Source organism: Sporosarcina sp. Y1009 (assembly GCF_057669865.1).
Genome location: NZ_JBYHFO010000009.1, coordinates 104516 through 127252, shown reverse-complemented (window position 1 = coordinate 127252; position 22737 = coordinate 104516). Strand labels below are relative to the sequence as shown.

The following is a 22737-nucleotide window of genomic DNA, read 5'->3' as shown; positions in this document are numbered from 1 at the left end:
AGTGACGAGGAGGCTGAAGCCGTGCCCGCGGAAAGCGTCCGACCGAAACGGAAATCAACGGTATCCAAGACGTTTTTTATTCAGGACCAAAACAAGCCGTGCTTTTTTAGGTTGTCCAAGCATAAGCTAACTGTATGAAATCGGAAAGGGAGTGCGCGACATGTATGGTTCAATAACAAAGTACATGGGGACAGCTTATACAGGTCTTGGAATCTCACATAAATACGACGAACTCATCGCATCGGCAGACGAGACGGTATTTTTGAAATGCCCGCCAACAACAGCATTATCATCGCTCTTAAACAACACAGGCATGCACTTTGTGAAACGGGGATTTGATATCGACAAATTTATGAATCCGGCACAACCCGATATAACTGACGCAATTTACATCAAAGAACCCAATCTGCTATTCATTCAAGCGTCACATCCAGTAGCACTCGAACCTTCGGATATCGGAGGGCGCCACCGGGTTGTGAGTTTTTATGATATGTATGACGAAATAAAATTGCGCGAACAAAATGGATTTATTGCCAAAAGCCTCTCAGAAGCAGAAACCGCTTTGGAGAAGTCGCTAAGTGCATTGGCCGAAGCGAAAACGATTCATGATGAATGGGAATCGTTAAATATTAAACGCATGAAGTGGAACGAACACGAAAATCTAATCAAGTCCTTGAAAGAAGCATTATTTGGGACAATCCGTCTAAACAAACAATCGACAATTTCGCATCGGCTTATTGGATCCCTGACATCTGCCGGCGCTTGCGATTTTGTCCCCTCGATTACGGGGCATCTGAAACGGCGGATGCTGATTAAAGGGCTTCCCGGGACAGGGAAATCGACATTGATGAGAGCGCTGGGGAAAGAGGCCGAGTCAAGAGGATTTGACGTTATTTATGGTTGGTGCGGCTTAGACCCAGCAGGAGTCGACCTCGTCTTATTTCCGGAGTTGTCCATTTGTTTCCTAGATGCGACACAACCGCATGAATACGACCCTGAAAACCCTGGTGATGAAGTCGTCGATTTGGTTTCAATGTGCGAGGAAAACGAAGAAATTGAAGAAGAAATCCTTTCGATTAGCAATGTTTACCGTGAAAAGATTCTAGATGCGACTGGTTATATGCAGGCCTATGCGCAAGCTGAAAAAGGCGTCAAGATTACAATGGATTCGGCAATAAGAGACACGATCTTTCAGGATAAATCCCAAAAGCTTATAGCCCCGTACTGACAGGTATTGGACTGTATGGTACTATGTAGGCATATACAGTCTGAAAGGAAGAGTGCCATGTCTAAAGTTTTAGATGCATATTTAACAGAAAACTTGGAAGAACTTCGTGAAGCAGGTTTATACAATGAAATCGATCCTGTTGAAGGACCAAATGGGGCAACAATTAAAATTGGTGGAAAAGAGTTAATTAACCTATCCTCAAATAACTACCTTGGGCTTGCAACAGACGAAAACTTGAAGAAACTTGCGAAAGACGCGATTGATAAATACGGCGTAGGCGCGGGAGCTGTTCGTACAATCAACGGAACACTCGATATTCATATCGAACTTGAAAAGAAACTTGCTGAATTCAAAGGAACAGAAGCAGCAATTTCCTATCAATCCGGTTTTAACTGTAATATGGCAGCTATTTCAGCAGTGATGACTAAAAAAGATGCGATTCTTTCTGACGAATTAAACCACGCATCAATCATTGACGGATGCCGTTTGTCCGGTGCGAAAATTATTCGCGTCAATCACCAAGATATGGACGATCTACGAGCGAAAGCAAAGGAAGCAACAGAGTCCGGCTTATATGAAAAAGTCATGTACATCACAGACGGCGTATTTTCTATGGACGGCAATATCGCAAACCTTCCAGGAATCGTGGAAATCGCGAAGGAATTTGACCTCATTACTTACGTTGACGATGCCCATGGATCTGGCGTTACGGGTAAAGGAAAAGGAACGGTCAAACATTTCGGACTTGAAAAAGAAATCGATATGCAAATGGGCACGTTATCGAAAGCAGTCGGCGTTGTGGGTGGATATGTCGCGGGTAAACAGAACTTAATCGATTGGTTAAAAGTTCGTTCGCGTCCATTCCTATTCTCAACAGCTGTCACGCCAGCAGATGTTGCGGCGACAATTGGCGCGTTGCAACAAATAATTGATTCAACAGAACTTCACGATAAACTATGGGAGAATGGCAACTACTTAAAAGCTGGCCTCAAAAAGCTTGGCTTTGACATCGGTGCATCCGAAACACCAATTACCCCATGTATTATTGGTGAAGAAAAACTATCACAACAATTTTCAAGACGGTTAATGGAAGAAGGCGTTTACGCTAAATCCATTGTCTTCCCAACTGTAGCAAGAGGAAAAGGCCGTGTTCGAAACATGCCAACCGCAGCGCATACAAAAGAGATGCTAGACGAGGCATTGGCTATTTATGAAAAAGTTGGAAAAGAACTAAACATCATTTAATAGACTAAAAAGCCCTAGACAAAATAATTGTCTAGGGCTTTCTGTATTTATTGTGGAGCGTCATTTCCCATACGTCTCATTGTATGAAATAATACAAACCGCTGAATCCCAAGTGCACTTTCAATTGATTTATTCGCCGCAGATTTAAATACGCCCTGATCCCCACGCTTCTTTGCATCCGCTGCTCTTAATGAATAAACCATCCACGGTGTTTGCACCTTCTCAGAAAACTCTACGGAATCCATAAATTTCCCTTTTAAAATATAGGCATAGGCTTTGAAATAGTTACGGTGATCATCACTCTTAATTTTTTCGGCATGTTGCAACAATGCCTGTGAATCATTTTGAAGTATGGCAAGATGTGAGCCATAGATATCATGCATATCCTCTTCGCTATATGTATTCATGATTCGTTTGATTGCAACTTCAACATCTTGATCTGTCCCAGTTGCCAATGCATAAGAATAACCGAAAATTGGACGCTTATGGTTATTCTTAATATAACGACCAATAGCTTTAATGGATTTGGCTTTGTAAATAATATGCGCTGGCCAAAAAGCAGTGAATCCAAGATAGCCTGCAATAATTAGCGTGAAAATAATCCATTTCTGGACGCCATATGATATTAGAACGAATGAAAGCAAGGCAACTACGGTAATGATGATGATAAACCGAAATACTTTAGAAAAAATAGATGGTATCTTTTGCAATTCGCTACACCTCGAGTTTTCTTTTATTATAACAGATTTAGAAAATATTTATGTTGTCTTTTCTGAATGAACATTTTATAATGTAGCTAAGTTTACATGTAGATGTTTCAAATTTAAATAAAATAGGGTGTCCTCTCCATAAATACAAATGACCGTAAATGAAAGGGGTTTCAAAAATGAAGAAAATAATCGTTACTGGCGCACTTGGTCAAATTGGATCTGAGTTAACGACCAAACTTCGATCTGAGTATGGTGTGGATAATGTATTAGCAACTGATATTCGCCGTCCGAATTCGGATGCAACTGTCGATGGTCCTTTTCAATTATTAGATGTCACAGACGCAAAACAAATGCATACACTCGCAAATGATTTTGGTGCAGACACCATGTTGCATATGGCAGCGCTTTTATCAGCAAAAGCAGAAGACGATCCGTTATTCGCCTGGAATTTAAATATGGGTGGGCTTATGAATGCGCTTGAAGTCTCCCGCGCATTAAATTTACAGTTCTTTACACCGAGCTCGATTGGGGCATTTGGTCCGACGACACCCAAAAAAGATACGCCACAAGAAACATTGCAAAGACCGACAACAATGTATGGGGTCAATAAAGTAGCTGGTGAATTATTATGTGATTATTACTTCAATAAATTTGGTCTCGATACACGCGGTGTCAGATTCCCGGGTCTTATCTCGAACGTATCCAGGCCAGGCGGAGGAACCACAGATTATGCAGTCGACATTTACTATCAAGCACTTGAAGAAGGAAAGTTTACTTCTTATATTGCAGAGGGCACCTATATGGATATGATGTACATGCCGGATGCCTTACAAGCAATTGTTGATTTATTAGAAGCAGACCCTGTGAAGTTAATTCATAGAAACGCATTTAATGTCACAGCCATGAGCTTCGAACCATCAGAAATCGCAGCCTCCATAAAAAAACAGCTCCCGGATTTCGAAATAGACTACGATGTAGATCCAATTCGCCAAGCTATTGCCGACAGCTGGCCTGACGCAATCGATCCGACAGCAGCCATCAAGGAATGGGGCTTCAAAACAGCCTATAATCTCGATGAAACGACTATTGATATGTTAGCAAAGTTAAAACGAAAGCTAAATAAATAATAATAGGAAAACCGTGAGCAACTTCTCACGGTTTTTCCTGTTATTATCGGGAAACATGCCCCACACTAAACCAACACTCAATCATTCACCCGTAACTCCTCGAACCTTCCGAGACTTAATCGCGTGAAGATTCATTAACAATAAACTAACAATCATCAGTGGCAAACCGACTGCAATACCGACATGAAGTGGTTCATCCAAGAATATAACGCCTAGTGTAATCGAGACAAATGGAACGATAAACGTGACCATGACAGCCAGAAGCGGCCCACTTATCGAAATTATAAAATAAAAAATAACGTAGCCGAGACCACTTCCTAAACTTCCCAGAACCAAAAGTGGTAAGAAAACAGTCGGCGATCCAAGTTGCAAAATAGCAGTCGGTTCAATCAGCAAACTAATTGGCCCATTCGTAAGTACAGCAATTGCCAGTGTCCAAAAACATAATTGAAGGGCAGGAATATGAGTGTAAAGTTTGTTCACATAGATGGAATTTAGTGCATAACACGATGTCGTCCCGAACATTAATAACGCATGGAACAGTGAAAATTGCCCACCAACCGCTTGCCCGGAAAAAACAAGCAGTGAAACAACGGCAATAAACCCGATAAATAAACCAAATACTTGGTTTCTCAGCGGCTTAACCTTAAGTAAGAAAACCGAAAATATAACAGCCAACAGCGGTGCCGTTGCATTCAATATGCTACTTAATCCTGAATCGATACCTTGTAGGGCAAACCCCATAAAATTCCACGGTATGGCACCTGCCAAGGCGACAACGAGTAAAAATTTTGGTGAGATATTCATTAAGCCAACTCGGTTTTTCGATAATAATAAAAAGGGCAGTAGCACTGCGATTCCAAACAAACAACGTAGAAAAACAATTGTTGTCGGCTCAAAATAATCAAGAAGCTCCTTTGTCCACAAAAAAGAAGATCCCCATAAAACACTAAGAAACAATAAATACAGCACCGGCTTCATCATCATTCACCTATCATTCATTTGAAATATCTAAATCTATCAAAAACATTTTACTTCATCGTAGCACTGAATATAAAGAATTGCTGATATAGCGTACTCAAAGTAAAAAAAGACATTTCCATTAATGGAAAGCACTGAATAACTTACTTTGTTAATGGGATTTACAGTTGATTGGAGTGGAGGGGGCGACTCCCGCGGGAAAGCGAGACAGCCGAGACCCTGCAGGAGCGTAGCGACGAAGCGGCTTGGCGCTCGCCCGCAGGAAAGCGTCCCCCGGAACGGAAATCAACGTTCTAGATAAGAAAAACCGTGTACTTGAACAATAAATCGTTCAAGTACACGGTAAAGTTATAATTTTTTAAATGCTATTCATTCAAAACAACAAATGCGCGACACCCGCAACAATCGGCAGGGCAATAATTGTACGCAATAAGAAAATGATGACTAGATCCAAGAAGTTCACAGGTATTTTTGATCCTAAAAGTAATCCTCCAACTTCAGCCATGAAAATAAGTTGTACAACAGAAATCGTCGCAACAACGAACAAGGTCAATTCCGACTCTATCAAACCTTCCGCTAAAATGACAGGCAAGAACATGTCTGTAAATCCGACTACCATAAGTTGCGCGGCATCCGCTGCTTCAGGAATACCGAGAAGCGCCAAGTAAGGTTCGAACGGTTTACCGAGAATGGTAAACACAGATGTATATTCCGCTAAAATAAGAGCAACTGTACCAAATGCCATAACAACAGGAATAACGCCAAGCCACATATCAAGTACGTTCTTAAACCCGGCTGTAAACGTCTTGCCGAATGAGCGACTCATATCCGCTTTTTCCAACGCCTTTTCCAAACCATGAGAAAAAGAATTATAACCAACAGGAAGTTTTTCCTCATCTCCAGTAAATGGACGCCCATCGATGTATTCCTCTTTTTTACCACCAAGCGGGTAAATACGTGGCATGATCAATGCCAAGATGAGACCTGTTAAAACGACAGTTCCGTAATACGGTAGGAAATAGGCGCTCAGTCCAACATGGCCTATGATGACGATAGAAAACGTAATCGAAACGACCGAGAATGTCGTTCCAATAATCGCCGCTTCTTTTTTCGTATAATAACCTTCCTCATATTGCTTCGCTGTCAATAAAACACCAATCGTTCCATCACCAATCCAAGACGTCAACGCATCAATAGAAGAACGACCTGGAAGTTTAAATAATGGGCGCATGACTTTCACCATCATCGTACCGAAAAATTCAAGCAACCCAAAATTTAAGAGAAGAGGCAAGAACAATCCTGCAAATAGGAAAACTGTAAATAGGAAAGTAACGAGGCCATCCTCACTAAGAAGGAGTCCACCTGTATTTGCATTCCAAATCCATTCAGGACCTACTTGTAAAACAACTAGTAGAGCAAACACCGCCCCGATAATTCGTGCAATGACCCAGAAAATAGAGACCTTAAAAAGATTTGTCATGAACGATGTATCTTCGTCATCTTTGAATTTAAATAAATAAATAAAAGAACCTAACGCGGCAATAATTAGAATAACCGTCGCAATCGAAGGCATAAACGGCGCAATATAACCTGAAAGAAAATCGGCTAAAATAGCGATTGGAACTTTCCAATCACCAGTAAGTTTTATCGGTATCATAAATAATAAGATTCCAAGAATAGATGGAATCAGGAATAATAGCCAGGTTGAAAAAGAAAATTTCTTCATTTTGAAAATCGCTCCCAGTAATAGTTTCGTGTTGTATATTAATACAATATAACTCAATTATATGCATATGTAAAGAGGTGGAAACATGTAAGCGATTGCATCATAGAGCTAAAAACCGCAAAAGCGTATGGTATACACTTTTGCGGTTTTTGACTATAAATTATTCGAAGTCTCGATCCCATTTATAAGAGAAAAATCGTTCATAGCGTACCCATTTCATACGTTCAGGGTCTTTTGCCGCTAGTTTTTCATCCAATTCTTTCATCATCCAGACAGTTTGAGATTCATGTGCACGTAATGCAGCAAGTTTCTGCTCAATCGTATCTTGGATATCATGAATAATATCAGGTGTACCTAAATCTTCTTCTGTATTATTTGCAAATGCAACCGTATAGAGTTTCGGGCGTTCAGTTTCTTTCATCCGACGAATTGCTCGAACGACCGCTCGAGCGCTTGCTTCGTGGTCAGGGTGAACTGAGTAGCCTGGGTAAAACGAAATAACCAGTGAAGGATTCGTTTCCTCAATTAATTCTTCCACAAGTTTGATCAGTTTTTCATCGTCTTCAAATTCTAGTGTTTTATCTCGAAAACCCATTAAACGCAGGTCATCAAGTCCCATTGCCTTAGCGGCTGTTTGGAGTTCAGCTTTGCGAATTTGCGGCAACGTTTCCCGATTTGCAAACTGTGGATTCCCAAGATTACGACCCATTTCTCCTAACGTCAAGCAGGCATAGGTAACGGGAATACCCATTTTTCGGTATGCTGCAATTGAGCCTGAAATACCGAATGCTTCATCATCTGGATGAGGAAGCACTATCAGGACATGGCGTTCTTTTTTTAACATTTAATAGTTCCTCCTTAATAGGTAAACGGTGTTTCACTGATATGCAAAGCAACAGAAAGTTTTCCTTCATGATCTAGCCCTGCTAATAACAGTCGGTCATGTTCATCGACTGTATAATGTGTAATCCCTTGTGCATAAATCCAACCTGACGGTAGTTTTAAACCGACACGATGTGGGGAATCCCCTACAATTTTCCCAATCTCGTATTTAATAACGATATTTCGGATAAATGCCCCAGCATTTAAAAAACTTTGATTGAAATGACTTGCATATGAACCATTCGTCGTTTCTAAATGGATGTAAACATCTTTATTTGCGAAGGATGTGAGTAACTCCTGTACGTGTGCTTGGTTAACAATTTCCATTGGTGTATCCTCCTAAATTCAATCACATATATCCTTTAGTATATAGATAAAAGGTAAATATGCTAAAGAAAACGACCTCGGGATTCCCGGGTCGCCACTTGTATTATTATAATTATACTTCTGTTGTCGTAATCGTTGGCGCACCAAATTTATTTTTGGCTCCATGATAGACAGGTCCAACGTATTCATTTAGTTGCCAACCATTTGTAATCGCAGCTGAAACAAATTTCTTTGCTTCAGTGACGGCTTCTTTAACATCAAGTCCGTTTGCAAGATTCGCTGTAATGGAGGCAGCAAGCGTACATCCCGCTCCGTGATTAAAGTGGTTCTCACTTTTTTCTGATTCAAGCAATGTAAATGTTTCACCGTCAAAGAGTAAATCTGCCGCTGTATCATGCTTAATGCTTTTACCGCCTTTAATAAAGACGTTTTTCGCACCCAATGCATGAATTTTTTTCGCAGCTTCTTTCATATCTTCAATTGTTTTCGGCGTACGCAAACCAGCAAGTTGTCCAGCTTCAAATAGATTTGGTGTGACAACAAGTGCATTTGGAAGTAAATGTTCAATCATCGCATCCACAGTTCCAGGATTTAGCACTTCATCTTCACCTTTACAAACCATTACAGGGTCAATCACGACTTTAGAAAGTTTCGATTCTTTAATCGCATTACCTGCAGTTTCAATTACTTCTTCAGTGCTAAGCATACCTGTTTTAATGGCGTCAATTCCCGTCGAAACAGCGGTTGCAATTTGCGCTTTTAGTACGTCTACAGGAAGTGAATAAACACTGTGATTCCAATTAGTTGGATCCATTGTGACAACAACTGTTAAAGCTGTCATGCCGTATGTTCCATGTTCTTGAAAAGTTTTCAAGTCAGCTTGAATACCTGCGCCGCCTGAAGTATCTGATCCTGCTATCGTTAATATCTTTTTTAAAGTCATATTGGAAGTCTCCTTTTATTTTGAATGGAATTACTATTCATTTTACCAAATTAATATCAAACTACAAATTTCGGATATCATCCGCAGTGATTAATTTAAACAGGGCGTATCCAAATACAGCGGATATGAGGAAGAAAATAGCTGCGTTAATCTGATGCCCATAAAACAACAGAGCCGCAGAAAATCCGACAAGAACCACTATTCCGAGTGCAACGAAGACCAAAAAAACTTTAAAACCAAAGCTTTTCGCACGTTCAGTAATATGTTTGCCATTTTTCGCCGCTTCAGTAATTTTCGCTAATTTATTTTTCATATGCATATCGGACATGTCGAACCCCTCCGTAAATAGTTTATCACTAATTCTAGTTGTTGAAACTTGGATTTGCTATAATATAAGTATACTAGTACGAGTCGAATTAAGATGAAAAGGAGGGTCTTTATGTCGAAAAATAAAAAAATGGATGAAATTGAACGTCTTCTTAAAGAAATAAAGGCCAGTGAAGATGAGACAGCTGTCACAGTAGAAGAAACGGCAAATCATCGGACAGGATTTTGGGGTGTCGGGAAACTATTCTTTGCAGTCTGGAAGAAATCGATTTTGATCATAGCCCTTCTTATCCTTACGTTACTAATTGCGTTGCCTTTTGCAACGTTTTATTTCTTGAAAACAGGAAGTACTTTTACGGAAGAAAAAGGCGCATTTTTAGAGCGAATAATAGACTTGAATGAGCTCGCGACGGTAGAAGCCTATTCCAAGGCTATTATAAAACGACAAGACAACAAGGTGTTCGGAAAAGACATCGGACTGAACATACCAGGTACGAAGCGTGTTGTCTTAGTCGTCATTCCAGGGTCTGTGAAAGCGGGTGTGGATTTATCTACCTTATCGAAGGATGATCTCGTTTTCGATGATGTCAAGAAAACGGCCAAATTGACTTTGCCACACGCAATATTTTTAGGCGGTGCTGAGCTATCCTTCGATAAAGTCGAGAACTATTCATATGAAGGTCTATTACGAGAAGAAGCCAATATCGAAGAAGCCTATGCATTAGCTGAGGAAGCAAAAGAGATAATTTCAAAAGAAGCCGAGGAACAAGGTGTTTTACAAATGGCTGAAAAAAACGCTGAAAAGACATTGCGAGAAATGTTTTTATTCGCTGGCTATGATGTAACGATCGAGTTCAAGGAGTGACAAATTTGAGCAGTGAGATTTTCGGGAATGATTGGGACGACGTCTTAGGTGAAGAATTTATGAAACCCTATTACACAAAGCTTCACCAGTTTTTGAGTAAAGAATACGCTATTGAGACGATTTATCCACAGCAAGAAAGTTTATGGACTGCGTTTCAATTAACGCCGTTTCATGACGTGAATGTAGTGGTTTTGGGACAAGATCCTTATCACGGACCGGGACAAGCCCATGGGTTAAGTTTTTCCGTAAAACCAGGCGTGAAAATCCCACCAAGTTTACGGAATATGTTTAAAGAGCTCTCTGAGGATATAGGCTGTTCACTTCCGCAAGATGGAACGCTTACTGGTTGGGCAAAACAAGGGGTTCTCATGCTAAATACTGCCTTGACGGTGAGAGAAGGGCAAGCGCATTCCCACAAAAACAAAGGGTGGGAAATATTTACCGATGAAGTCATTCGGAAGCTATCTGATAGGGAAAAACCCATCGTATTCATCCTGTGGGGAAGACCTGCGCAGGAGAAGAAAAAGCTAATCGATGTGTCGAAGCATGTCATTATCGAATCCTTTCATCCAAGCCCTTTAAGTGCAAGACGTGGCTTTTTTGGCAGCAAACCCTATTCGAAAGCAAACGCCATTTTAAAGTCTTGGGATGAAGAACCGATCAATTGGTGCCAAACAGGCGACATTCTTTAATTCGAATAGAACGCGTGTTAAGGTAAAGTGACAACATATATTTTGAAAGACAAAGGGATGATAATTAATGATTTCCTACAATCAAGTATTTCTTGAAATGGAGCGGCAACTAACTGCCGCCAAGAAAACTGAAGATGAACGTGAAATGAGGGAAGCGCTCGCTGCAATTAGATCGCTTTGTGAAGTAGCACTCGGAGGAAAACCGCGAAACGAAGAGAAGATTATTCCGAAGATGCTTACATCACATGCAGTTCAGCCAATCCAATCGCTCGAAGCGAAACCGATGGAAGAAGAAGGCGCAAACGGTGGCTCGATATTTGATTTTTAATGAGTAATATTCAAAAAGAAGGTAGGAATAGATATGCCATTTTTCATAATTGCTGGTGCGGTGAATGCTGCAATTGCTGTCATGCTCGGTGCATTTGGTGCGCATGCACTAAAAGAGAAACTTTCTGAGCATTACTTAGCTGTTTGGGAAACAGCTGTTCAATATCAAATGTTTCACGCGCTGGGCTTGATCGCGATTGGGATTCTGATGAATTCATCGTTATTAGGACCGATTTCTCAACTAACTTGGGCGGGATGGTTACTACTTGCAGGAATCATTATTTTCTCAGGCAGCTTATATATTTTGAGCTTGTCAGGTATTGGTATCCTGGGTGCAATCACACCAATCGGCGGCGTTGCATTTATAGCGGGATGGATTATGTTTATCATCGCTGCACTTAAATTCTCAAATTAAAAACTTCCGCTAGCCGTATTCTGGCAAGCGGAAGTTTTTTCATATTTGACGTGGTTGCATAGTTTGAGGGAAATAATTCACTTGGCCTTCAAACTCTGCATAATCAAAGTAAATCATTGGAAAAAGGAATTGATGATCGGTACCTGCTTCATGGATTATGACATGATCACGACCCGCAGCCTCTACATACCCAGCGACATTCCGCACGTTTAAATCATCACCAAGTGTATTCGAAAATGAAAAATGGAATATTCCTGGTTGACCGATATTTAACCGTAAAATATTCTCAATATACGACTGTTCTCCTGCAGGTAATCCAGCAGGTGCTCCACTTGGAAGTGTTACCGGAGGAGGAACCATTTGCTGTTGCCCCATTTGCATCTGCGGCATTTGTTGCATGTTTGGATTTTGCATTCTCGGTTGTTGAAAATTTGGATTCCAATAATATTGGACCATTCAGTCATCCTTTCATTGTATGAATAAAAGACATAGATTTTTTCTATCACAGTCACTTAAACTGTCGGACAAACAGCTACGAGTGGTGAAAAGAAGCAGTGTGATTTGTAGCGGCCGGTATTCCACTGCCCATACCACTGAGCTGGGCAATCACCTGTCGGCATAAAAAACCATAATGAACGGGTAGCAGGATCAAAGCGTTCCCCTGCGAGAACTCGTCTGGCAAGTGCTATATCTTCCGGACGTGCACGTTGGTAGAAGTAGCCCTTTTGTGTTGCTTCAAAGCCTCCGGGCGATTGAAATACCATATCTTGCAAGCTTCGAATATCATTGAAATCTAGGCAATCACCAAGCACGCGGTTGACGCCAACGTTTCCGACCATCAGCATACCTAACTGGCCATCGCCTTCCGCTTCGGCACGCATTAGCCGGGCAAGTAGTTCAACTTCTGCCTCATTGTGAGCAATCACTGCCAAAGAAAAACCTCCTCACGCAAAGATATGCAAAGGTAGCCGTAAAGATGACAGAAAAGCATGAACGCTTGTGGTAAACTATGGGAAAAAGGGGGATTCCTAATGCGCATAGAAAACATCATTCCAGACTTTTTAACATTATATGAAGCAAACCAAAACTTTAGAATGCCTGATTTAGAAATGTATCTTAACAGGCACCCAGAAATATTTGATCAATACTATCCTATGCATTGTCCAAAGACAGAAGAACGTCTTCAAATGGCAATGGCAAAATATCCGACAAAAGTGAGGGATATCAAACTAATCTCAGAACGCCTTCCAAGTATCATAAAAGAAATTGAAACTTCGTTTACTGAAACCTTCAATTTAAAACTAGCCCTTAGCTATAAACTGCTCGTCGGCACATTCGGATCAAATGCATTTGTGACGAGAGACAATAAACGAGAAATTTACTTTGCAGTCGAGAAATTATCGGCGGACATAGAGCATCTGAAGGTAATTGTCGCGCATGAAATTGGCCATGTCGCTCATTTTTCATTGGCTACAAATCAAAGCATGGACTGGGAATCAGTCGATTGGATGCATGGACTCACAACGCTTTACACAGAAGGTGCTGCAACGTATTTATCCAAGCAGATAGTTCCTGATTTGAAAGAATCCGTTTACTTTACGTATGATGACGAGGGGGATTCATGGGTTACATGCTATGAAGAGAACAAAACCGAAATCAAAAGACGTTTCTTGAAAGATGCATCATCAGGCTGGGACATGGCAAAAGAAAAAGAATGGTTCCGTCTATCCGGTGGTAGTTATTTTGGTCATAATCGGCTTGGTTATTTACTTGGAACAGAATATGTAGAACAGCTCGTCAATCGGATAGGGGAGGGGAAAGCGCTAACATTTTGGAATGGGAATGATGTGAAGAAAGATATTTTGTCGTGGTTGGGTACTAAATAACTTGAGAAAGCCCTTCAACGGTAATTTGCTTGCACTAATAAGAGGTTTGCTTGCACTTTGACGGGTTTTCCTTGCAGTTAACAGTGATTTGCTTGCACTCAAACGATTTTGCTTGCAAGTCGGGACCTTATACCCGTACGAAAGCTGATGCTCAAGTAAATCAGAGGATAAGAAAACACTAAATAACATCCTTAGTATAGTGAAAGTGGTTGATTGGAGTGGAGGGGGGCGACTCCAGCAACTCGGCGCTCGCCCGCCGGAACACGTCCCCCCGAAACGGAAATCAACGAACCATATAAAAAACGAGTACTCGAATAATGAATTCAAGTACTCGCTAAAAATAGAATTGTGGATAGTGACTTAATTAATTAAATCTTAAAAAACGCATCAGTCTTATCGCCATCTAAAAGCGTACCCACGAAAAACGATCCGAATTCAGCATAACGTGCGCTTACTTCATCAAAACGCATTTCATAAATGATTTTCTTGAACTGTAGCACGTCATCTGAGAACAACGTAACACCCCACTCATAATCATCGAAACCGACTGATCCTGAAATGATTTGTTTGATTTTCCCAGCATAGCTACGACCAATCATACCATGGTCATACATCAATTTTTTACGCGTTTCCATATCAAGCATGAACCAGTTATCATCGCCGTCGCGCTTTTTATCCATCGGGTAAAAACAGATATACTGGCTACGTGGCAATTCCGGGTACAAACGTCCGCGAACGTACGGGTTTTGATACGGATCTTCGTTCGATTCTCCTGCAAGATAATTTGATAACTCTACAACAGAAACGTACGAATAAGCTGGGACTGTAAAGTCTGCAATGGCAAGCTTATTAAATTCTGCCTCAAGTTCTTGTAACTCATCCATTGTTGGACGCAAAATCATCAACATGAAATCTGCTTTTTGCCCAACAACTGTATAGAAAGCATGGCTGCCTGTTTTATCATCATGTGCTTTTTGGAGCTTGTCTAGATATTGATGAAACTCATCAATTACAGTTTGGCGTTCATCATCAGAAATTATCTTCCATGACGCCCAATCCATTGACCGAAGATCATGTAATGCGTACCATCCATCAAGTGTAACTGCTGCTTCATTCAAAATAATTCGACTCCCTTATCAATAATTTACTTCCTGAAAATAGTTTATCACAATTGAATAGAAAACTATCTCCCGAACGGTCTTTGTCATCAATTTGACAAGTATGGAATTCTGTTATCCAAGGGGGAAATCGTGTATGCTGTAGGTATAAGAATAGGATGAAAGGTGGACTATACATGACAGATTTATTTGTTGAAATCCAAGTGCGTTTGGTAGGAACTGAAAAGTCGATTGTGTTGCCTGAAGGAACAGACGAACGCGTACTTCAAGCGGCATCGCGCTTAAAAAGAGAAGGGCTTGTCGAACCAATTTTACTGGGGAATGTTGAAGACGTTCGACATGCAGCAGCTAAAGCCGATATCAATATTGAAAACATCTTGATTATTGATCCCATAAAAGTTTCTTATTTCGAAGAACTTGTCGAACAATTCGTCGAGCGTCGCCAAGGAAAAAACACAAGTGAACAAGCGAGAGAACTTCTTCAGAATGTGAACTACTTCGGTACCATGCTCGTCTATTCAGGGCGTGCTGATGGTCTTGTGAGTGGAGCAGTCCATTCAACGGCCGATACAGTTCGGCCTGCGCTACAAATCATAAAAACAAAACCAGGTGTCTCACGGACAAGCGGTGCTTTTATCATGATGAAAAATGATGAAAGACTCGTCTTCGCAGATTGTGCAATCAATATCGCCCCGAATGCACAAGAACTAGCAGAAATCGCTGTTGAAAGCGCAAAGACAGCTCGTTCATTTGGGATAGAACCACGTGTTGCGATGCTTTCATTTTCAACTAAAGGTTCAGCTGTGACGGAGGAAACAACCAAGGTAGCAGACGCAGTTGCCATCGCAAAAGACCTTGACGCAGATTTAACAATTGACGGAGAATTCCAGTTTGACGCAGCATACGTCCCGGAAGTTGCCAGTAAAAAATCGCCTGATTCAGTCATTCAAGGCGATGCAAACGTATTTGTGTTTCCATCTCTTGAAGCAGGAAACATCGGATATAAACTAACAGAAAGACTTGGAGGATACGAGGCAATCGGCCCAGTATTACAAGGATTAAATGCGCCAGTTAACGATTTATCTCGCGGATGTTCCGCTGATGACGTGTACAAGTTAAGCCTACTGACCGCAGCCCAAAGTCTATAAGTAGGAGATAGAACAATGTCATTATACGAGTCTTTTTTACGAATCCCTGAATGGCGCTTATTGGATGAATCAATGAGCGCGCTCAATCGTTCAGCACTGGAATCTTTTGCTGCAGACGATACGCTATGCCATCTTGTAGGCCAGCAGATGAGCATTCCAACAGTTAGAACTTGGGTCCATGACAAAACCATTGTCCTTGGAATTCAAGATCATAGACTACCAAATATATCCGTAGCGACTACACGATTAGAACATGCGGGGTACCAATCTATCGTTCGAAATTCCGGCGGATTGGCAGTTGTTTTGGATGCGGGTGTCTTAAATATTTCCATGATTCTATCGGAAAAAAACGCAGCCATCGATATACCAGCTGGTTATGAAATTATGCTTGAATTTGTAAAGCGGCTATTTCCAGAAGCGGCTGATCAAATAAAAGCCTATGAAATTGTCGGGTCTTATTGTCCAGGTTCCTATGATTTAAGCATTGATGGCTTAAAATTTGCGGGCATCTCACAACGGAGACTTCGCCATGGCATCGCTGTTCAAGTGTATCTATGTATTGAAGGTAGCGGTTCAAAGCGAGCTGAGTTAATAAGAGAACTGTATGATGTTGGAAAGAACGGCGAACAAACAAAATTTGTTTATCCGAATATCAAACCAGAAGTAATGGCCTCGCTCTCTGAACTATTGAATCAAGAATTGACGGTTAGCGACGTTAATATTCGTGTTCAGAAGCTACTCCAATCGCTCTCCAATCACGTTGCGACTGGCAGATTTCATGAAGATGAAATGGATATGTATGCTTTTTATTTGAACCGGGTCGTAGAGCGCAATAAAAAAATGCTCATAGAGTAAGTGCTTAAAAAAACCACCAATCAATAGCTGATTGGTGGTTCTTTCGTTACGAGATTCCCATTTTGCTCCATTTGGAACACAGGCGCTGTGCGTTCATCTTCACCATCGAGGGTTACAAGTCTGCGTGCGCGGTTCATAATCTGCACAAACTGATCGTAATCAGAGCGTAGCGTATCATTTTCATTTCGAAGTTTACTCACTTCATTCTCTAACTGTTTAATCGTAGCGTTTGCTGCTTTTGCTGTTTGTCTCCAGCGGAAAGACTCGCTATCTCCTGCACCTGAATGGTGAAGGCGAACAAGATAAGCAATAACCGTATCAAGCGTTAACGCTGACAACGGAACTGCAATCCTATTATCCTCGTCACTTCCTTGTGTAGGTGTGTATAATTGTTGACCGCGTCTCTTAAAATCTTTACCAAGCATACGTATCGCTTGTTTTCTCTCTTTTTTGGCATCTTCCAACTCGTCCTCGTAATCACGTCTCACAACTGCATTCCATCTAAAACCGCAAGCTGCTGCTGTACGATTCAAGGCATCTCCGACTTCTTCAAAAGCGCTTAATTGCGTGCTGCCTTCTCGAACGTGTCGAAGGACTGTTTCTGCCAATAGCACATCATTTTCTTCCATCCAAGCATCCTGTCTAACTTTCACCATAGTAGTGCCTCCCTGCCATGTTCATAATCTATTACTATCAATAGTGTGTACATCCAATCGTCATTTTATTCATCCACAAAATGATTGTGTTCCTATTATAAAAGTTTCTTTTAGTTTTGTTGCTTTCAGACGTCATGTATTTTGAGTACAATAGAGTAAGGGAATAGCGGAGGTGTACAAAATGGATTATAAAAATGAGAAGTTATTTGAAGAAAAAGTGTTTAAAGATCCAGTTCATCGATATATTCATGTCCGAGACAAAGTCATCTGGGATGTGATTGGCACGCGCGAGTTCCAGCGACTACGGCGTATTAAACAACTCGGAACAACGTATCTCGTATTCCACGGAGCCGAACATAGTCGATTTCATCATTCGCTTGGGGTTTATGAAATTGTTCGTCGTATTGTAGACGATGGATTTAGTGGCAGACCGGAATGGGATGATGAAGAGCGTCTCGTTACGCTTTGTGCAGCATTATTACATGATTTAGGGCACGGTCCTTACTCACATGCTTTTGAAAATGTCTTTAACCTAGACCATGAAGTATTTACACAAGCCATCATACTTGGTGATACGGAAGTCAATGCAGTTTTAAGTCGAATTTCAACGACTTTCCCACAAAGAGTAGCCGATGTGATTGGAAAAACATATCCAGACAAACTTGTTGTGAGCTTAATCTCCAGTCAAATTGACGCTGATCGCATGGACTACTTACAACGTGACGCTTATTTTACAGGCGTTTCTTACGGTCATTTTGACATGGAACGTATTTTACGTGTGATGCGACCTTCTGAAGACCAAGCCGTCGTAAAATCAAGCGGCATGCATGCAGTTGAAGATTACATCATGAGCCGATATCAAATGTATTGGCAAGTATATTTTCATCCAGTATCGAGAAGTGCAGAAGTGATTTTAACGAAAATTCTTCATCGTGCTAAATATCTATATGAAACGGGTTATGAATTTAAACAGAAACCCGTTCATTTCCAAACTTTTTTTGATAAAACCTTAATATTAGAAGATTATATTGCCCTTGATGAAGGCGTAATGACAACTTATTTCCAAATGTGGACCAAAGAATCTGATGAAATACTCTCAGATTTAAGCAATCGGTTCCTTAACCGGCGTCTCTTTCAATACGTAGAGTTCAACCCTGCGATTGAATATGAAAAAATGCATGAAATAAAATCACTCTTTTTAGAAGCGGGTATTGATCCCGACTACTATTTAGTTGTAGACTCTTCATCAGATTTGCCTTATGACTTTTATAGACCAGGAGAAGAAAATGAGCGACTGCCAATATTTTTGAAATTGCCAAATGGGGACTTAAGTGAAATCTCTCAGTCATCGGATATTGTTGAGGCGATTTCCGGAAAACGAAGAACGGATCACAAACTTTATTTTCCAGAGGATTTACTCGAAGCTGGGCAAGAGAACAATCCGTTGTATCAAAAAATCTTAAGGATGTTGAAAAATTAGAAAGGGTGGACAACTTGTTGCAAGAACACGCAAAAATCGTACAATTTATTTCATTGGCGGAAGAGGTAACTGGAAGAAAAAAACTTCAGAAAATGATTTACATCGCAAAGAAAATGGATTTCCCTTTTTCGGAGAAATTTGAACTACATATGTATGGTCCCTATTCGGAAGAATTAACATTACGCATTGAGGAATTATGTGAAATGGGTTTTCTAAAGGAACAACGAGTCGACAAAGGATCCTATATTCAATACCAATATAATGTATCTCCTGAGGGGGAGCGCTTTTTAGAAAAAGTGGATAAGGTGCCGAGTGTCCTTCCAGATTTCATCCAAAAAATGCAGGTGAAAAGTTCTCGATTTCTTGAATTGGTCTCGACGCTATTGTATTTTGATCAGTACGAGAAAAAAGAGCAAATCGAAAAAGTTCAAGTTGTCAAAAACAAGTTGAAGTTTTCTGAAACAGAATTTGAAGAAGCATTCAACTTTATAAACGACTTGGCACGTACTGCCTAAATATAAAAGCTGGCGATCGATGAAAAAAATCGAGCGCCAGCTATTTTTGTTTAATGATCGACTGGACGTTTACCGGCTACTGAATAATCATTTTTGGACATTTCTTCAATGAAAACAACGACATTTTCAGCTGGTGCGCCAGTTGTTTCTGAAACAGCTTCTGTGACTTTTTCACAAAGCGCACGTTTTTGTTCATCAGTACGACCTTCGAACATTTTTACTGTGACATATGGCATATTCTTTTCCCTCCTCTAATGTATCAAGTATACTAATGATACTATCAGAGTTGGAGGGGTAACAAAATGGGGAATGAACAAAAACCAAAGCCGAAAATAGGTTTTACAATTATAAAAGATGATCCGACTGACGGTCATAAAGGATTCGGGATTGGATCATTATCATTGGAAAATGTGTCGCCAGTCGTCATCGACGTTGAAGAAGAAATTGCGACGATTGAAATTGGCGCAATGCATGCCAGAAGCCCGCTCGAACGGGGCATTCGATTTTTACCAACTAGAGAAGAGTCCGCAAATGGCAAAGCCTATTGGTTAGTTTGGGTGACGATTGATTATAAAGAAGAAGGTCCTTTTTATTCCGGAGTGACGGCTTGTGAAATGGTCATCGACCGATCCATTCGTCGGGGCTACAAAAACTTTCCAGACCATATGAACCGCATGGACCGATCCATGAAAGGAAGAATTATGGTTGACGAAATGGATGATACATCAAAACGCGTACTTGCTGACTTTTTAAAAGAACATAATGAAGAAATATGGAATCGTAGCAACCCAGAATTACATGAGGGGCTACGTGTATAATCGTCAAAATTATGAACAAATTGCGACATTTTTTGACATCTTTCATCATGATAGTTGAATGTCAGGATAAAAGAAAGTACACTTATAGATAGCTTGCATATGTAAGCTAGGACTACCGAATTAGTTCTTAAACGTGCATTTAGGACGTCAAACAAACCCAAGCCTGATATTCTAATGATGCGATCGGTTCTAATCGGTAAAAAAAGCTTCTATTCCTTAGTTAACTAGGAATAGAAGCTTTTTTAATAAGCCGACTCAATCGAAAAATGAAAAAGGGAAGAGTTCAAAGCTGTCGTCATCAACATTGGAATTTCTTTTTTCTTGCAATGTTTTATCAGTGCATAATTTTTGTGGCATATCTTTTTCCTTCACATAGACAAGTCGTTGCTTTTCGCATTCGTTCACAGCAAGGCCGCCAGTTTCTACATCTATAATGACACCGTTTACGCCATCTGGGGGGATGAATGCCTCCGCAGGTTTACCACTATGCACGGACTCCATAAATTCTATCCATATCTTTTTAGACGCTGCTTTATCTTCCGGGTCTTCCAAACGTAAATCCACATCAAAACCTGTCCAAATACCAGCTGTTAAGGAAGGAGAATAGCCGACCAAGTGTTGATCCCATAAGGTTGTTCCTGATTTAGCTGCATAAGATCTTGTCATTTTAGGGCGCATCGATAATCCGGTAGAATTTGAGTAATCATTAAAGACCGGATCAAACATTCCCGTCAATAGATGAGTGAGTATGAACGAATCTTCTTCAGAGAGGACACGTTTTACTTTTTTTGTTGGTTTTTCGTAGATCACTTTTCCTTCTACATCGGTAATCGAACGAATTGTTGTTGCTTCAATATCTAATCCACTGGCCGCAATCCGACTGAATGCATTCGTTATTGAAGACAAAGTAACTTCAGTTGTGCCCAGAGCGGTTGCAGGAATTGTTGGGATTGTGATATCTAGCCCGAGTCGATTAGCCATTCCTTGGTAACTTTTAAAACCAACTTCCTCAAGGGTCTTTACCGCAAATACATTATCGGAAATGGCTAGAGCTTGCGCGAGTGAAATCGGATGTGTCGCATATTGATCATTCACATTTTTGGGTTCATAAGTTTTTTCACCGTATGTGAATATTGTTTTTTTAGGAAACAGAAATGTAAGTGGATTAAACCCATTCTCCAATGCTGCGGCGTACAGAATTGGTTTCATCGCTGAACCAGGTTGGCGTCTCGCTTGAGTTGCCCGGTTAAATGGGCTTTCATTATAATCTACACCGCCTACTAACGAAGTAACGGCACCACTACTTGGCTCAATGGAGATAAAGCCAACTTGAAGACCTGAATCTGGCATCCATTTATCAATGACTGCTTCAGCGGTTTGTTGATGATGCTGGTCGAGCGTCGTTCGAATGGTCCAACCACCTTCTGCTGGCGATCTACCTTTCGATGATAAAATTTTTTCAGCTTCTCGCCATACCTCGTCTAGGAAATATGGTGCAACTCGTTTTGTGTCAATCCATTCTTCTGCTTTAATGACAATTGGCGCCTCGACCGCGCGTTTTGCTTGCTTTTCAGTGATGAATCCCTGTGCTTTCATCAAGGCTAATACCAGTTCTTTCCGTCCTGCGGAGTTGTTAGGGTGATCTACCGGAGAATATACAGAAGGTCCCTTGGCAATAGCTGTGATAACAGCGGATTCTTCTAATGTTAAATCTTTTGCAGATTTTCCAAAATAAAACTTGCTAGCAGCTTCTACCCCATACATCCCATGTCCGAAGTAAACGGTGTTTAAATAACCTTCTAAAATAACATCTTTTTCATAAAACAATTCCAAGCGGTATGCGTACACTGCTTCATTAATCTTACGAGTCCAGGTTTTTGCATGCGTCAAATATAGATTGCGCGCATATTGCTGCGTAATCGAACTTGCACCTTCCGCTTTACTTCTTGTCTTCACGTCTTTTAGTATCGCGCCGCCAATTCGTTTGAAGTCAAATCCGTGATGCTTATAAAAGTTGCGATCTTCAGTAGCAATCACGGCATCTAGCAAAAATGGTGAAATCTCATCTATTCCAACCCAATACCGCCTTTCAGCTGAGAACCGATCACCAATTTGATGATCTTGATTGTCTAAAAAAACTGAAGCTTTTGGAACACTTAAAGAGGGGGCTCCTGCAATTTGTGCATAGAGTCGCAGTGAACCGTATAATGTCAGCATGGCAGTTAGCATTGTCAAAGTGAGTAATGAAATCCTGCGCCAAAACATTCTTCTTTTTTTCTTTTTTACATAAACCGTACGTCGCATAATATCCCCCGTTCCGTCCATGTTGTTCTTTCTAGTATGCAACGCAAATCAAGAGATTAAACGGTAGCAAATGCGAAATTTATTAATATTGGCGACCTTAATTGGAATACTGTACAAAAAAACGTTATAATAAGAGGATATTTTCACGAAGAGGGTGAACGA

The 22737-nt window shown here is 40.7% G+C and carries 26 protein-coding genes; 13 read left to right on the top strand and 13 right to left on the bottom strand.

Going from position 1 to position 22737, the window contains the following annotated elements; all coding sequences use genetic code 11:
• The first annotated feature begins 160 nt into the window (after positions 1 to 160).
• Entirely contained in the window at positions 161 to 1228 is a 1068-nt protein-coding gene (locus AC25Y1_RS12695; protein WP_488148370.1) for a hypothetical protein, read from the top strand.
• A gap of 57 nt (positions 1229 to 1285) precedes the next feature.
• Positions 1286 to 2473, top strand: coding sequence for a glycine C-acetyltransferase (locus AC25Y1_RS12690; RefSeq protein WP_488148369.1), 1188 nt, complete (start codon positions 1286 to 1288; stop codon positions 2471 to 2473).
• Positions 2474 to 2520: 47 nt separating this feature from the next.
• Here the strand turns inward: AC25Y1_RS12690 and AC25Y1_RS12685 are convergent, their stop codons facing one another.
• Positions 2521 to 3183: a hypothetical protein gene (locus AC25Y1_RS12685; RefSeq protein ID WP_488148368.1), complete on the bottom strand. Its 663-nt coding sequence runs from the start codon at positions 3181 to 3183 to the stop codon at positions 2521 to 2523.
• A 176-nt stretch (positions 3184 to 3359) separates the two neighbouring features.
• Here AC25Y1_RS12685 and AC25Y1_RS12680 point away from each other — a divergent pair, with 176 nt between their 5' ends.
• Positions 3360 to 4310 carry an L-threonine 3-dehydrogenase gene (locus AC25Y1_RS12680; RefSeq protein ID WP_488148367.1) on the top strand — a complete coding sequence of 317 codons (951 nt, stop codon included), beginning with the start codon at positions 3360 to 3362 and terminating at the stop codon, positions 4308 to 4310.
• An 81-nt stretch (positions 4311 to 4391) separates the two neighbouring features.
• Here the strand turns inward: AC25Y1_RS12680 and AC25Y1_RS12675 are convergent, their stop codons facing one another.
• The 6 genes from AC25Y1_RS12675 to AC25Y1_RS12650 form a co-directional block, all read right to left on the bottom strand.
• Complete coding sequence (locus AC25Y1_RS12675) at positions 4392 to 5291, bottom strand: DMT family transporter (protein ID WP_488148366.1); 900 nt, start codon at positions 5289 to 5291, stop codon at positions 4392 to 4394.
• A gap of 373 nt (positions 5292 to 5664) precedes the next feature.
• The gene (locus AC25Y1_RS12670; protein ID WP_488148365.1) at positions 5665 to 7017 is read right to left on the bottom strand and encodes a YjiH family protein; all 1353 of its coding nucleotides are present in this window, start codon (positions 7015 to 7017) and stop codon (positions 5665 to 5667) included.
• 160 nt (positions 7018 to 7177) lie between these two features.
• Positions 7178 to 7861, bottom strand: a complete 684-nt coding sequence (gene bshB2, locus AC25Y1_RS12665; RefSeq protein WP_488148364.1) for a bacillithiol biosynthesis deacetylase BshB2 — start codon at positions 7859 to 7861, stop codon at positions 7178 to 7180.
• Between the two features lie 14 nt (positions 7862 to 7875).
• Positions 7876 to 8226 (bottom strand): YojF family protein, encoded by a 351-nt coding sequence (locus AC25Y1_RS12660; protein ID WP_488148363.1) that lies wholly within the window; start codon positions 8224 to 8226, stop codon positions 7876 to 7878.
• 112 nt (positions 8227 to 8338) lie between these two features.
• On the bottom strand, positions 8339 to 9169 hold the full coding sequence (gene thiD / locus AC25Y1_RS12655) for a bifunctional hydroxymethylpyrimidine kinase/phosphomethylpyrimidine kinase (RefSeq protein ID WP_488148362.1): 831 nt from the start codon (positions 9167 to 9169) through the stop codon (positions 8339 to 8341).
• Between the two features lie 61 nt (positions 9170 to 9230).
• On the bottom strand, positions 9231 to 9482 hold the full coding sequence (locus AC25Y1_RS12650; RefSeq protein WP_488148361.1) for a hypothetical protein: 252 nt from the start codon (positions 9480 to 9482) through the stop codon (positions 9231 to 9233).
• A gap of 126 nt (positions 9483 to 9608) precedes the next feature.
• Between AC25Y1_RS12650 and AC25Y1_RS12645 the strand changes: the two genes are divergently transcribed.
• The 4 genes from AC25Y1_RS12645 to AC25Y1_RS12630 all read left to right on the top strand — a co-directional run bounded on the left by AC25Y1_RS12645 (position 9609) and on the right by AC25Y1_RS12630 (position 11795).
• On the top strand, positions 9609 to 10361 hold the full coding sequence (locus tag AC25Y1_RS12645) for a DUF4230 domain-containing protein (RefSeq protein ID WP_488148360.1): 753 nt from the start codon (positions 9609 to 9611) through the stop codon (positions 10359 to 10361).
• Between the two features lie 5 nt (positions 10362 to 10366).
• Positions 10367 to 11053, top strand: a complete 687-nt coding sequence (locus AC25Y1_RS12640; protein WP_488148359.1) for a uracil-DNA glycosylase — start codon at positions 10367 to 10369, stop codon at positions 11051 to 11053.
• Between the two features lie 67 nt (positions 11054 to 11120).
• On the top strand, positions 11121 to 11381 hold the full coding sequence (locus AC25Y1_RS12635) for a YwdI family protein (protein WP_488148358.1): 261 nt from the start codon (positions 11121 to 11123) through the stop codon (positions 11379 to 11381).
• Positions 11382 to 11414: 33 nt separating this feature from the next.
• Positions 11415 to 11795 (top strand): DUF423 domain-containing protein, encoded by a 381-nt coding sequence (locus tag AC25Y1_RS12630; protein WP_488148357.1) that lies wholly within the window; start codon positions 11415 to 11417, stop codon positions 11793 to 11795.
• A gap of 39 nt (positions 11796 to 11834) precedes the next feature.
• Here AC25Y1_RS12630 and AC25Y1_RS12625 read toward each other — a convergent pair whose 3' ends face one another.
• Together AC25Y1_RS12625 and AC25Y1_RS12620 are read right to left on the bottom strand one after the other, a co-directional pair.
• Positions 11835 to 12251 carry a spore coat protein GerQ gene (locus AC25Y1_RS12625; protein ID WP_488148356.1) on the bottom strand — a complete coding sequence of 139 codons (417 nt, stop codon included), beginning with the start codon at positions 12249 to 12251 and terminating at the stop codon, positions 11835 to 11837.
• Positions 12252 to 12307: 56 nt separating this feature from the next.
• Positions 12308 to 12727 carry a cell wall hydrolase gene (locus AC25Y1_RS12620; protein WP_488148355.1) on the bottom strand — a complete coding sequence of 140 codons (420 nt, stop codon included), beginning with the start codon at positions 12725 to 12727 and terminating at the stop codon, positions 12308 to 12310.
• 99 nt (positions 12728 to 12826) lie between these two features.
• On the opposite strand from AC25Y1_RS12620, the gene AC25Y1_RS12615 reads away from it, so the two are divergent.
• On the top strand, positions 12827 to 13681 hold the full coding sequence (locus AC25Y1_RS12615; RefSeq protein WP_488148354.1) for an aminopeptidase: 855 nt from the start codon (positions 12827 to 12829) through the stop codon (positions 13679 to 13681).
• Between the two features lie 368 nt (positions 13682 to 14049).
• On the opposite strand, the gene hemQ is transcribed toward AC25Y1_RS12615, so the two are convergent.
• Positions 14050 to 14799: a hydrogen peroxide-dependent heme synthase gene (gene hemQ, locus AC25Y1_RS12610; protein ID WP_488148353.1), complete on the bottom strand. Its 750-nt coding sequence runs from the start codon at positions 14797 to 14799 to the stop codon at positions 14050 to 14052.
• A gap of 176 nt (positions 14800 to 14975) precedes the next feature.
• Here hemQ and pta point away from each other — a divergent pair, with 176 nt between their 5' ends.
• Together pta and lipL are read left to right on the top strand one after the other, a co-directional pair.
• Entirely contained in the window at positions 14976 to 15947 is a 972-nt protein-coding gene (pta, locus tag AC25Y1_RS12605) for a phosphate acetyltransferase (RefSeq protein WP_488148352.1), read from the top strand.
• Between the two features lie 15 nt (positions 15948 to 15962).
• Positions 15963 to 16802: an octanoyl-[GcvH]:protein N-octanoyltransferase gene (gene lipL / locus AC25Y1_RS12600; protein ID WP_488148351.1), complete on the top strand. Its 840-nt coding sequence runs from the start codon at positions 15963 to 15965 to the stop codon at positions 16800 to 16802.
• A 20-nt stretch (positions 16803 to 16822) separates the two neighbouring features.
• On the opposite strand, the gene AC25Y1_RS12595 is transcribed toward lipL, so the two are convergent.
• Positions 16823 to 17458, bottom strand: coding sequence for an RsfA family transcriptional regulator (locus AC25Y1_RS12595; RefSeq protein WP_488148350.1), 636 nt, complete (start codon positions 17456 to 17458; stop codon positions 16823 to 16825).
• 181 nt (positions 17459 to 17639) lie between these two features.
• On the opposite strand from AC25Y1_RS12595, the gene AC25Y1_RS12590 reads away from it, so the two are divergent.
• Together AC25Y1_RS12590 and AC25Y1_RS12585 are read left to right on the top strand one after the other, a co-directional pair.
• Positions 17640 to 18938, top strand: a complete 1299-nt coding sequence (locus tag AC25Y1_RS12590; RefSeq protein WP_488148349.1) for an HD domain-containing protein — start codon at positions 17640 to 17642, stop codon at positions 18936 to 18938.
• 14 nt (positions 18939 to 18952) lie between these two features.
• Complete coding sequence (locus AC25Y1_RS12585) at positions 18953 to 19453, top strand: YwgA family protein (RefSeq protein ID WP_488148348.1); 501 nt, start codon at positions 18953 to 18955, stop codon at positions 19451 to 19453.
• 50 nt (positions 19454 to 19503) lie between these two features.
• Here the strand turns inward: AC25Y1_RS12585 and thmT are convergent, their stop codons facing one another.
• A complete protein-coding gene (gene thmT / locus AC25Y1_RS12580) occupies positions 19504 to 19689 on the bottom strand; it encodes a 2-hydroxymuconate tautomerase (protein ID WP_488148347.1) in 186 nt (61 codons plus the stop codon).
• Between the two features lie 66 nt (positions 19690 to 19755).
• Here thmT and AC25Y1_RS12575 point away from each other — a divergent pair, with 66 nt between their 5' ends.
• Positions 19756 to 20271, top strand: a complete 516-nt coding sequence (locus AC25Y1_RS12575) for a YwhD family protein (protein ID WP_488148346.1) — start codon at positions 19756 to 19758, stop codon at positions 20269 to 20271.
• Positions 20272 to 20526: 255 nt separating this feature from the next.
• Here AC25Y1_RS12575 and AC25Y1_RS12570 read toward each other — a convergent pair whose 3' ends face one another.
• Positions 20527 to 22575 (bottom strand): transglycosylase domain-containing protein, encoded by a 2049-nt coding sequence (locus AC25Y1_RS12570; RefSeq protein ID WP_488148345.1) that lies wholly within the window; start codon positions 22573 to 22575, stop codon positions 20527 to 20529.
• Positions 22576 to 22737: the final 162 nt, after the last annotated feature.